The organism is Pseudoalteromonas sp. SCSIO 43101 (genome assembly GCF_023650775.1).
Classification (GTDB): domain Bacteria; phylum Pseudomonadota; class Gammaproteobacteria; order Enterobacterales; family Alteromonadaceae; genus Pseudoalteromonas; species Pseudoalteromonas apostichopi.
On record NZ_CP072674.1, the window covers coordinates 820,403 to 832,242 of the forward strand.

The 11,840-nt window shown below is 40.8% G+C and carries 9 protein-coding genes; 2 read left to right on the plus strand and 7 right to left on the minus strand.

What is annotated here, in order from left to right:
- Window positions 1-58: 58 nt before the first annotated feature.
- The 5 genes from J8Z25_RS20725 to J8Z25_RS20745 form a co-directional block, all read right to left on the minus strand.
- Complete coding sequence (locus J8Z25_RS20725; RefSeq protein WP_119852947.1) at window positions 59-382, minus strand: hypothetical protein; 324 nt, start codon at window positions 380-382, stop codon at window positions 59-61.
- A gap of 76 nt (window positions 383-458) precedes the next feature.
- Window positions 459-1,151 (minus strand): tRNA (adenosine(37)-N6)-threonylcarbamoyltransferase complex dimerization subunit type 1 TsaB, encoded by a 693-nt coding sequence (gene tsaB / locus J8Z25_RS20730; RefSeq protein WP_250662159.1) that lies wholly within the window; start codon window positions 1,149-1,151, stop codon window positions 459-461.
- A 10-nt stretch (window positions 1,152-1,161) separates the two neighbouring features.
- Window positions 1,162-3,078: a DNA repair helicase YoaA gene (gene yoaA, locus J8Z25_RS20735; RefSeq protein WP_130052600.1), complete on the minus strand. Its 1,917-nt coding sequence runs from the start codon at window positions 3,076-3,078 to the stop codon at window positions 1,162-1,164.
- 104 nt (window positions 3,079-3,182) lie between these two features.
- A complete protein-coding gene (locus J8Z25_RS20740) occupies window positions 3,183-5,045 on the minus strand; it encodes a M28 family metallopeptidase (protein ID WP_250662160.1) in 1,863 nt (620 codons plus the stop codon).
- A 54-nt stretch (window positions 5,046-5,099) separates the two neighbouring features.
- The gene (locus tag J8Z25_RS20745; RefSeq protein ID WP_250662161.1) at window positions 5,100-7,295 is read right to left on the minus strand and encodes a M4 family metallopeptidase; all 2,196 of its coding nucleotides are present in this window, start codon (window positions 7,293-7,295) and stop codon (window positions 5,100-5,102) included.
- A 379-nt stretch (window positions 7,296-7,674) separates the two neighbouring features.
- On the opposite strand from J8Z25_RS20745, the gene J8Z25_RS20750 reads away from it, so the two are divergent.
- Complete coding sequence (locus J8Z25_RS20750) at window positions 7,675-8,754, plus strand: mechanosensitive ion channel family protein (RefSeq protein ID WP_250662162.1); 1,080 nt, start codon at window positions 7,675-7,677, stop codon at window positions 8,752-8,754.
- 225 nt (window positions 8,755-8,979) lie between these two features.
- The gene (locus J8Z25_RS20755; protein WP_130052603.1) at window positions 8,980-10,263 is read left to right on the plus strand and encodes a cation:proton antiporter; all 1,284 of its coding nucleotides are present in this window, start codon (window positions 8,980-8,982) and stop codon (window positions 10,261-10,263) included.
- A gap of 27 nt (window positions 10,264-10,290) precedes the next feature.
- Here J8Z25_RS20755 and J8Z25_RS20760 read toward each other — a convergent pair whose 3' ends face one another.
- Window positions 10,291-11,256: a sensor domain-containing diguanylate cyclase gene (locus J8Z25_RS20760; RefSeq protein ID WP_250662163.1), complete on the minus strand. Its 966-nt coding sequence runs from the start codon at window positions 11,254-11,256 to the stop codon at window positions 10,291-10,293.
- A gap of 91 nt (window positions 11,257-11,347) precedes the next feature.
- Complete coding sequence (locus J8Z25_RS20765; RefSeq protein WP_250662164.1) at window positions 11,348-11,593, minus strand: hypothetical protein; 246 nt, start codon at window positions 11,591-11,593, stop codon at window positions 11,348-11,350.
- Window positions 11,594-11,840: the final 247 nt, after the last annotated feature.

Sequence of the window (11,840 nt, forward strand, 5' to 3'; positions counted from 1 at the left end):
AAAGCCTAAACATTTGTTTAGGCTTTTTTCATTTTAATTCAGTTGCTTGCTTTATTAATTAAGCGTATACATCAACGCCAATTAAGCTTTGCACTTCTGCACGGCGCTCTAAGTTAGCAAACTCAGTGTAGGTTGAAATAGCACGACTTGTTTTTGGGTTGCTTGGTTTATCATAAATTGTTTGCTGGTAGCTTTGCGACTCAGCTTTAAATTCATCGGCAATAACAACTGCTTGAGGGCTTGATTTAACATACTCTGTTGACGACTTTTGCTCAGCCGTTTGATCTGATATCGCTTTAGGCTTATCAGTAACGGTATTTTTACGGCTATATTGACCGGGAATGTCACCGGTATAAAAGCCTGAGCCAATAGGTAAAGTCAAACTAGTAATTCCACATCAAACATGACTAAATTATGTGCCATAACTGACAAGCACGCAAGTGTCGTTAATCGTCTCTTTATTCTCGGCCAGGTAGTTTTTTCCAAGTCACTGTATCACGAACATATTTAGGCTGCGCATTCGCTGCAGTTACTGTATCACCGCTAGCGAAGGCAGTTGCAACCCAGGCTAGCATGTACTTCGCATCAGGCAGTAAAATGTTTTCATTTAGACTTACATTTGCAAGTTCAGTGACAAGCGCAGGATAGGTTTTCCAACCAGTGCCCACCGCAGTTGCTGCTGTTTCAGGTAACGTTAGCAACTCAGGTTTAATTACTTGCTCTTCATCAACAAGTGTCATTAAGCCATTTTCATCAGCCTTGTAGTGGGCATAATATATTTCACCCATACGCGCATCAATCGCTGAAAACACATCACTAACTTTGTCTTGTTCAAATGCTTGCTGCGCCATCATCTGTAATGTTGATACAGCAACCAAAGGCAAGCGTGCGGCATATGCTAAGCCTTGCGCAATCGCGACACTGATACGCACTCCTGTAAAGCTGCCCGGTCCTTGACCAAACCCAATAACATCTAAGTCTGCTAATTTACATTGCGCCTTAGCGAGTAACTCATCAATTAAAGGCAAGATTTTTTGGCTGTGCTGCTGTGGGCACTCTTCAAAATGATGAAATGTTTGCCCTTGATAATGTAGCACCAGCGATAAAGCTTCAGTTGATGCATCTAAGGCAAGAATATTGTGTTTAATCATCTAAGTTACTCTAATTGATCTGTTCTAAAAACGCGTTTGCCATTGCTAAATCGCGCGTGCGGCGCATTGGTGGCAAACTTTTTAAAAATACTTGGCCGTAATGGCGTGTTACTAAGCGGTTATCGCAAATAACCAGCACACCTTTATCTTTACTATCGCGAATAAGTCGCCCTACCCCTTGCTTTAATGCAATGACCGCTTGGGGTAATTGAATATGTGCAAATGGGTCCTTGCCTTGTAATTGGCAATCTTGCATTTTTGCTTGCAATAATGGGTCATCTGGTGCGGCAAACGGCAATTTGTCAATGATAACACAACTTAATGTACTGCCTCTAACATCTACACCTTCCCAAAATGAAGCTGTGCCGAGTAAAACGGCATTACCATGACGGGTAAACTTCTCAAGTATAATGCGTTTTGACATTTGCCCTTGCATATAAACCGGATAATCCATTTGTGTCGTTAAACCTTCAGCCACTAAATGCATCATACGATAGCTAGTAAACAGCACAAAGCAGCGACCTTTTGCTGATTTAATCAACTCAAGGGTCAGCTTGATAATAGCATGGGGCATATTATTCGCATGAGACTCAGGTAAATAGCGCGGTAAACAAAGCATTGCTTGTTGTTGATAATCAAATGGACTTTCAACAATCATACTTTGTGTTGGTTTTAGACCAAGGCTGGCATTAAAATGTGCCAAGTCGTTATCGACCGATAAAGTGGCCGATGTAAACACAAAACCAGCCCCAGTGTCTTTCATCATTTGTGCGAATTTAGCCGACACATTGAGTGGCGTAATGTTCACCGTTAGGTATCGACGGGTTGTTTCGTACCAATAACTATAGCCCGTTTGTGCAGTATCAAATACCCGCTCTAACTGACCTTTAAAGGCTAATGTACGCTCAAACGGATGCTCGATTTTTTCACTACGATCTAAGCATAATTTCAACACCTGGTATAAAAAGTCAAGATCACTGATCACCCGGTGCAATGCAGCACAAATATCTTTATCGGCTAGCTTTTCGCGCCAATCACCACGACTCCCATCTAGCCCAAACTGCAAGCGTAAATCTGCGACACTAGTTTCTAACTTGTTGAGAGTTTTACCTAATTGCAGCATATCGGGAATATCGGCACGGTAAATCGCTCGTAAATCATTAATTAAATCCACCAGCTTTTTGGTACTTACACTTTCACCAAAATAGTCACTGGCAATTTCACTCAGTTGATGAGCCTCATCAAAGATGTAGGCATCGGCGGTTGGCATAAGTTCAGCAAAGCCAGTGTCTTTTACTGCCATATCTGCAAAGAATAAATGATGGTTGATCACTACGACATCGGCTTCCATTGCATTTAATCGGGCTTTACGAATATAACAATCTTGGAAATCTGGGCACTCTTTACCCAAACAGTTATCAGCGGTTGAGCTAACATAAGGCAGTACCTTGGCGTCTTCTTCTATGCCAATACAATCCGCTAAATCGCCTGAACGGGTTTCACTTGCAAACTTTGCCACCATCGCAAGTTGATGCATTACATCTGGATCATCTGTTGGCACATGCGCGACATGCTGACTTAAACGATACGTACACAAATAATTCGCGCGGCCTTTTAAAAGGGCGACTTTTTTGGTGGCGCTCAGTGCTTTGACTAAATTGGGTAAATCACGGTGAAACAACTGCTCTTGCAGTGCTTTTGAACCCGTTGAGATGATGGTTTTGCCTTTTGATTTTAACGCAGGCGCTAAGTAAGCATAAGTTTTACCCGTGCCTGTGCCCGCCTCAACCACTAATTGGTGACGTTTTTTTAAGGCATCGTCAACTGCAACAGCCATGTCAATTTGTGGCTGCCGAGGAGTATATCCATCAAGAGAAAGTGCAAGGGGGCCAGTGGCACTGAAAAGTTGTTTGATAAACTTCGCCAATAGATTAAAAGTGATGAGCAGATTTTACGTAACTGACTTGCCAAGGGCAAGACTAAATGAGGAAGCAAGGCTTCCTCATGGTTAAAAGTATGATTGCTCTTAAATCATTGTCCTTGAATCTTTAATGTCACGCCCGAAGCGGCTCGGTAACCTTGCAAATCTATATACCAAGTACCACTTTGCGGGTTATCAAATTGACAACTTTCTTCGTTACCATTTTTGTAGGGTCGACACAGATAATTTGAACTTGTCGACGCTGAGCCATAGTTAACATACAAATCAGCATCGCCACTACCGCCGGAAATAGTCACTGTAAAATTACTAAGGCCTTCTGGTATTTGTTGAGTAAAGCGCTGCCAACTCCCTGTTGCGACACTAATATTTGTCTCAGTTCTGTCAATGTTTTCGCTGCCACCAGAAGTGCTGAAACTTCCCGTAAGTGACACATTCGAAATCTGATTCCACGCTTCAACCATGACATGATAAGTGCCCGTTTGAACAGACGACATCACACAGCTTTCATTACTTGTAGAGGTAGTACTTTTACAATCAAAGTCTTGTAATGTCGGTTTACTGCCAAACTTCACGTATAAATCGGCATCACCTGAGCCGCCCTCAGTTACAAACTCAAGGTTACTACTCATTGCGGGTACGTCTAGCGTAAAGAAAAGTTGCTCTTTTGCTGAGCCCGCCAAACCCGTTTTAGTTACACCATTTGCAAGCTCATTAGTTGGCTCAGTCACTACATCACCAGCATTCTTTGCCATTTCAGCAACATAGCTCACGGCCAATTTTGCAAATTTACTCGCGTGAGCCGCATCAAACTGGGCATCATTTGATGTATGGATCATTGGGTTAATATCACTCATTTTAGATTCAAATGGCATTGAGGCGGCAAACCCTTGCTGATACCAAGAGGCATGATCTGAGCAGCCATAACCACATTGATCAAAGCCATAGCTCACTGTGGGTTGATAAGCATCGAGCAATTGCGATAGATACTGGTTTTGCGATGAATTAGTGTAATCCGTCATCATCACAATATCGGTGCTGCTGCCGTTATTACCGGTCATATCAAATTGCACCATGCCAACAACATTCTTACCCTGTGATTTATAGCTTTGTGCAATATCTTTCGAGCCTCTAAGACCCACTTCTTCAGCGGCAAATCCCATTATTTGAATCGTTCGCTGAGGTTGGTAGTTATTTTCCACAATCGCTTTCAAGGTTTGTGTGAGCACCGCAATGCCAGAGGCATTATCGTCTGCACCGGGAGCACGTCCATTACTCGGGTTTGACTGATTGATTGAATCTAAATGACCACCAATAACGACGATTTCATCTGCTTTTTCTGCACCAGGTATGGTTACAATAACTGATGACTGCGAAAAACTATGGTTAAAGTACTCAACACTGATATCACTACGACTACTGGCAATTTGTTGCCAATGACTCTTTAACCAGTCAGCCGCATCAACACCACTTTGCACTGAATAATAACGGTTATGAAAGTTCATCATGCTATTAACCGTATCGCTCAGTTCACTACTATTAATCGATGATACTAGCGCATTGACTGTCGCGGCATTATCAATACTGTAATTTACCAAGCTTGCATTCATCGCAGTCTGCGACAGCGTATTTAATTGCTGAGTATATAGCTCTGCATCTGCTAATGAGTCATGGGCTACAAAACCACCACAGCGATGATAATTATCGTGCATAAATTCACTTAAACCAGCTATATCCTGTTTGTTAACGCGCATAAAATTAACTTGATTCAACACTGATTTTTGCATCGCAAAATTACTGTTTAGTTTATGCTTACTCACTGTATCTTGTTGAAAATGCTCTGCAGCAAGGGCATCAATGGTCACCCAAATTGTTTCGTCTTGTTCTGCATAACTTAATTGGCTCAGTGACAGAGTGGCAAAGCCCACTAGGCACTGCTTTAGGCGGGTTGTCATAATCGCTCCTTATTAAAAATAAAAAAAGGGAGCCGGAGCTCCCTAAAAGGGTGGCTAGTTAGCCGAAATGGTGAGTGTTACACCACTTGCAGCGCGATAGCCGCGAAGGTCGATATACCAAGTACCCGCTTGAGGATTTGTAAATGTACAGGTTTCGCTATTGCCATTTTTATAAGGGCGGCAGTCATAGCTAGATGTAGTCGATTGCGAACCAAAATTCACATACAAGTCAGCATCACCTGAACCACCAGAAATAGTCACATCAAGTGACGAATACCCAGCATCTAGGTCTTGCGTGAAACGAGTCCAACTATTTGTAGCAACACTTAAGTTAGACTCAGTGCGGTTAATAGGTGTTACACCACCACCGCTGCCCGAATCAAAGCTACCAGTTAGTGATACACCTGAAATTTCATTCCAAGCTTCCACCATTACGTAGTAAGTACCTGCTTGCACATTACTAATAGCGCAGCTTTCAGTACTGGTAGATGAAGTGCTTTTACAATCAAAGTTGCTCAATGTTGGTTTTGCACCATACATTACATAGAGATCTGCATCCCCACTTCCACCTGTTGTATTGAATTGTAAATTTGTTGCACCTGCTGGTACTTCGAGGGTAAAGAACATATGATCTTTAGCACCGCCACTGATCCCTGTGCGTGCAACGCCATTAGTTAGTTCTTCATCACCGCTTGGAGGTGGCTCAGTCGTACCACAACTGCTACCTGCGCTTAAGCTTGAAGTCACACCGACTGCCGCAAGCGCCGCCTGTACATCTGCTGGGTCATAACTTAAATCACAGGCCGCATCCATCACGCCATTACCTGCTAAATCCCAGTTTGTGCTGGCAGTCCAGTAAAGTTGGTTAGCACGAGCCATGACCACGAACGCCTTTTGCGTATCCCAACCAGGTGTGGTTGCAAGGTTATAAAATGCCTTGTTGAATACACCTGAGCTGTAGTGCACATCCATGCCAGAGTAATAATTGTTTTGATGATCAATTGAGCTACCATCTTGGGTTGGATTATTCATGTAACGTAATGCACCGTTACCTTTAAAAATTTCCTGACCCACTAACCAGTCGTTTGAGCCTTTCATATAAAACTCAGCCGCTTCACCTGCCATATCAGAGAAGGCTTCGTTCAAACCACCTGATTTACCAGAATAAACAAGGCCAGAGTTTTGTTCAGTAAAACCATGGCTTACTTCATGAGCTGATACATCAAGGCTTACTAGTGGATAGAAGGTATTTTGACCATCACCAAAAGTCATGGCACTACCATCCCAAAACGCATTTTCGTAGTTGTTGCCATAATGAACGCGCATTTTCAACTGGAAAGTTAATGGCGCAGTACCGACCCAATCGTTATACATATTAAAAATAACGTTACCGAAATAATGTGCATCATTTAAAGGCGAGTACGCACCGTTAATTTCTTTAAAAGTATTTTCAGGGCATGTGAACGAATACGCTGTCGAACCACTCGTACCACCATTTAAGTTAATGGTTTTTACGTTAGCGTTATTCATCGTACAGGTACTACCCGACTGAGCAACATCTAGGTTATCAAAGTCAGTGCCGTAGATGTATTTGCCTGTTTTTAAGTTACCACCAGGGCCTGTTGCACTGGCATGTTGAAGGTTATCGAAGCTAAATAATACTTCGCCACTGTTTGCATCGATAATTTGGTACGGACGAGATGGGTTTTCGCCATAAGTTACGTACGTAACTTCATACACCAGATGAGCAACACTATCTTCATCTAGCCAAATAGCTAAACGTGATTGTTCATTATGTTTTTTTAACCCGACTGACTTAATTGCAGCGGGTGAATTAGCAAGCCCTTTAGCGACTGCTTTTTTCTTGTTAAGTGCCGGAGACACAGAATCGATGTCTGCGGCAATATCATACACAGCTGCGCCATGTGCACGTTTTAACTGACCATTACTATCAAATGTAAGGCTAACCGTATCGCCGATGACAGGCAGACCTTGATACATTTGTTGGTAACGGCGCGTCGTATTGCCGTTACTGGTTTTGATTTCTTTTAATACAACTAAATCATTCCCTGCACCTAAACCAACTAACTGATTTGGATTTGCACTCAAAACCGATGACGCATTGGTTTGCAAAGCTTGGTTAATCCCTGTTTGTTCGTTTAGGTATTTCTTATTCGCAGCTACTGCACTTGTTGCTTGAGTCAAAGCAAAAGCAGCAAGAGTTGCTAGTGTGATTTTAGATAAATTCACGTTTTACGCTCCGTTAGATTGTTATGTATTTAATGTTTTCCTTGTAATCGGACTGCACTGTTCCCGATTAATGACCAGCCTAGATTGAATGGAGCGAAATTGAAAATGAAACAAAAAATTTACAAGTAAAGTATTAGCTCTAAAACATTATTCCTTAAATAACAATATGATAATGGATTTCATATGTACAAAATGTTAACAAACGGAATTGGGGTGTAAAATTAATGATACAAATTTATAACATTTATTAAACATTTGTACCTTTTATTTTTATCATCTCATCTTTTCTATTTGATAGTTAGAAGACATAACTCATTGCAGAAAAGCCTAGGTATATAAATTGCAATAACACCAAGTAACTAAGGTTTAAGGATTAAGCATGATTACTGAACTGATACAAAGCGATTGGCTAAATAAGCCTTGGTTAGTCGTTATTGGTGGCACAACTTTAGCTGCCATTGCATTGTTTTTATTAAAGTTTGTGATTATTTATTGCTTAAAAAAGTGGACCCAGCGAACCGACTTTGTGTTCGACTCTTTATTGGTTGACTCACTTGCTACGCCATTGACCTTATGCACAATGATGGTGCTTGTGATCATCTTTGGTCAATTATTGAACACAACTGGCTTTATGGCTGGGCACCCCTTACCGATTTCAGCCACCGCCAAAGCTATTTGTATTTTTGCCTTAGTGTTATTTTTAGACCATTTCTTATTTGGCACCGTTGATTATTACAGTGCCCGTTCGGTTGTGGTTTCAAATAGCCATAGCATAATTAAAGGCTTGATCCGCTGTGCAATAGTATGTGTTGGCTTACTGGTGTTATTGGGCACGTTAGGAATTTCTATCACCCCTATTATTGCCTCTTTAGGCATTACATCTCTTGCTGTTGCTTTGGCTTTACAACCTACACTCGAAAACTTCTTTTCTGGGGTTCAGCTGGTGGTTGATAAACCTATTCGGGTTGGCGACTTTATAGAGCTTGAAAGTGGCGATCAAGGTTTTGTTGAGAAAATTGGTTGGCGCTCAACCTGGGTAAAAATGTTGCCTAATAATATGATAGTGATCCCAAATAGCCAGTTGTCTAAATCACGGATCATTAACTATTTTTATCCAGAAAAAGAGCTTAGCGTACCTGTTGAGGTTGGTGTTCACTACGGGTCAGATCTTGATAAGGTTGAGCAAGTTACATTGGATGTTGCTAGACAGATTTTAAAAAGCCACAAATGGGGTGTAGATGATTACGATACATTTGTTGTATTTCACACCTTTGATCAATCCAGTATCAATTTTACAGTGATGTTAAGAGCAAAAGAGTATTTTAACCGTTTTTGGGTGAAATCTGCGTTTATTAAAGCATTACATCAACGTTACGCAGAAGAGGGAATCGTTATTCCTTATCCAATTAGGGCTATTAATACCAGCCAAGAGTCTGCGCAGTTTAAACCTGCTGATTGACCTAACAGAGCTTATCATAATTGCATATTTGTATGGTTTTTCATGTCTCTTTTTAGACATTTTTAACACCTATTATACATATGCAATCGGAGCCTTGAATTTTTACTCTAAAATACAATAAAAATCGCATAAACACTGTGACATACCTATATTAGAGGCGTACTATATGCGGCCAGAAAGTGACTGCTTTCTGCGTCTTGTTATACAAATATTTAAGGTCAAACAATGAATGCTTGGTACCTCATTTGTTTTCTTTCAGCATTAGCTATTTTTATTGCTTTTGCTAACCAATTTATCCTCAAAATGCAAACCACTATTGCTATAACAACAGGCTCTGTTGTTATTTCTTTATTACTTATTCTTGCTGTTAAAATGCTTGGTGATACCACCGCCCTCGAAATAACTCAAATAGTCTCTAGTATCAATTTTAATCAGTTGCTATTAAAAGGCATGTTGGGTTTTTTACTGTTCGCTGGCGCATTAGAAATAAACTTAGCAGCCCTTCGTAAACAGCGTTGGGAAATAACCGCATTAGTATTATTTTCAACGATTACCTCCACAGTCATCGTTGGTTACTTAAGCTATTACTTATTTGCTTTTGTTGGCTGGCCAGTGCCGTTTATTTACTGCTTGTTGTTTGGAGCATTAATCAGCCCAACCGACCCAATTGCAGTATTAGCCATTATTAAACAAATGCGAGCCCCAGAAGGTATTTCTGTGCAAGTTGAAGGTGAGTCTTTGTTTAATGATGGCATTGGTTTAGTGATCTTCACTACGATATTTTCAGTGGCCTTTTATGGTACCGAAGCCACGTTTACTGACGTTGCTGAATTATTCTTAGTGGATGCTATTGGCGGTATCGTGTTTGGCCTAGTAATTGCGTTAGTTGGGCATTTTTTAATTATTAATAGTCGCGATGTGAACATTCGTTTGCTATTAACACTGACAATACCAACCGCTGGCTTTGCCGCAGCAAATATTTGGGAAATTTCAGGTGCTCTTGCCATGGTTACAAGTGGTATTTTACTTGGCAATATTACTCGCTCTAAGGCAACCGAGCGCACAGGACCAGAAGATACCCGCTATGTAAAAGATTTTTGGCATGCCACCGATAGCTTTTTAAATGCCTTGCTGTTTTTGATCATCGGTATGCTGATTGTCACTATGCCAATTACCCTTGCAGAAGTTGGCCTAGGTTTACTGATAGTACCTGTAGTATTGCTAGCTCGCTTTATAAGTGTAGGTGCGCCATTTGTGTTCTTTAAAAAATATCGAAAATACGATAAGCACTCAGTGAAGATACTCACTTGGGGTGGCTTACGAGGTGGTTTAGCGCTAGCCATGGCTGCTGCGATCCCACGAGATCAAGTAATGATTGCAGGCTCTGACCTACACGATTTAATCGTTATTGTAACCTACGTGGTAGTCATTTTTTCAATCATCGTACAAGGTTTAACAATATCACCGCTGATCCATAGTAGTATTCAATCGGCAGAAGCGAAAAATTAAGCACCGCTTTTTACTTTAAAGGCTCGATTATCGAGCCTTTTTTTGTGCTTTATTGGCATACATTCGACCATCTGCAACTGCAAGTAACTTAGTCAACGAACAAGGTTGCTGGTCTGAAAAATCAGCAATACCATAAGAAAAGCCAAGTTCAACTTGGTTATTAAAACTATTGGGTGAGTGATTAAATGACAGCAACAAACGTTGCATGATTGCTTCGCATTCGCTGGTATTTAAATCTGTAAATAAAATAACAAACTCATCACCACTCAAACGCGCATATAAATCAGCTTTACGACAACAACTTTCTAGCAACCCAGCAAAATCTTTCAGTACTCTATCGCCTGCGGCGTGGCCAACTTTGTCGTTAATTGCTTTAAAGTTATCTAAATCAATAAATACTAATTTTGCCTTTAAATGATGGCGAATACATAAATCAAGATAATGCTCTGCGGTGCTATTAAAACCTCGACGATTAGGCAATAAGGTAAGCTCATCGGTAGTCGCTAACTGCATGATTGCAAACTCTCGTTCAACAATTGCGGCAAAGTCCGTTAACGCTTTAATTTCTTGTTTATTAAAACTGCGCGGTTGATGATCGATAAGGCACAAAGTGCCAATTCTATTTCCTGATTTGAGTGTAATTGGGCAGCCCGCATAAAAGCGAATATTTGGATCACCCATTACCAAGGGGTTGTCTGCAAAGCGCTTATCATTTAAAGCATTTTCAACCACTAGTGGGTCTTTATATAAAATTGCATGGGCGCAAATAGAAATATCTCGCGCTGTTTCTGTGACGTCTAACCCCGCACATGACTTAAACCACTGTCGCTGCTCGTCGATTAAGCTAATAACACAAATAGGCACAGAGAAAAACTGTTTGGCAAGGCGAGTGATTCGGTCAAAGGCAGGTTCACTTTGAGAGTCTAAAACATCCAACGAGCGAAGCTCTTCAAGCCTAGCTTGCTCGTTTAAAGGTACTGAAGGTTTTTCCATTGAATTGCCTTGTAAGGAACAACACAAGTGTTTCTTTACGTTAGCAGAAAAAAACGACCTGTTGCATAAATACAAATTCTTATATTGAGTATCAAGCCCATGTATCTAGGTGTTTATTACCCTCTTCATCCTCTTCAATGGCATTTTTACTGTTTTTATCATCTTTTTCAGCTGCTTTTTCAGCTGCTTTTTTACGGCGCTCTATTTCACGCTTTTGGCGCTTTTCGAGTTCAATTCGCTGCACGTTCGCGTCTTTTACGCCCACAATATGAAACGCACCTTTACTCTCCAACTGTAAGCGCGTTATTCGACCTAAAAAGGGGATCATGATATCCATTTGTACCTCCTATTGTACCTCCTACCTATCCAATATATATCGACAGTTATAAGATATACTTTAATTTCGCAAAAAAATGCTTGCCAAAGATTAGCAAAGCATGTTTATCTATATACGTAACTTATTTAAACAGATTTACGCACTGGTTTATATAAACGAGTGCAATACAGGAAAAATTATGCGCTTCAATCTGACAACTATCCATCATCACCATCATTCACCGGAATAGCCTGTCAGGTTTTTCGCT

Bases quoted from the DNA above. Each gene is read 5' to 3' on its own strand.
- J8Z25_RS20755 (WP_130052603.1), top strand. From the start codon at position 8,980: ATGAATGCTTGGTACCTCATTTGTTTTCTTTCAGCATTAGCTATTTTT.
- tsaB (WP_250662159.1), bottom strand. From the start codon at position 1,151: ATGATTAAACACAATATTCTTGCCTTAGATGCATCAACTGAAGCTTTA.
- J8Z25_RS20740 (WP_250662160.1), bottom strand. From the start codon at position 5,045: ATGACAACCCGCCTAAAGCAGTGCCTAGTGGGCTTTGCCACTCTGTCA.
- J8Z25_RS20765 (WP_250662164.1), bottom strand. From the start codon at position 11,593: ATGGATATCATGATCCCCTTTTTAGGTCGAATAACGCGCTTACAGTTG.
- J8Z25_RS20750 (WP_250662162.1), top strand. From the start codon at position 7,675: ATGATTACTGAACTGATACAAAGCGATTGGCTAAATAAGCCTTGGTTA.
- J8Z25_RS20760 (WP_250662163.1), bottom strand. From the start codon at position 11,256: ATGGAAAAACCTTCAGTACCTTTAAACGAGCAAGCTAGGCTTGAAGAG.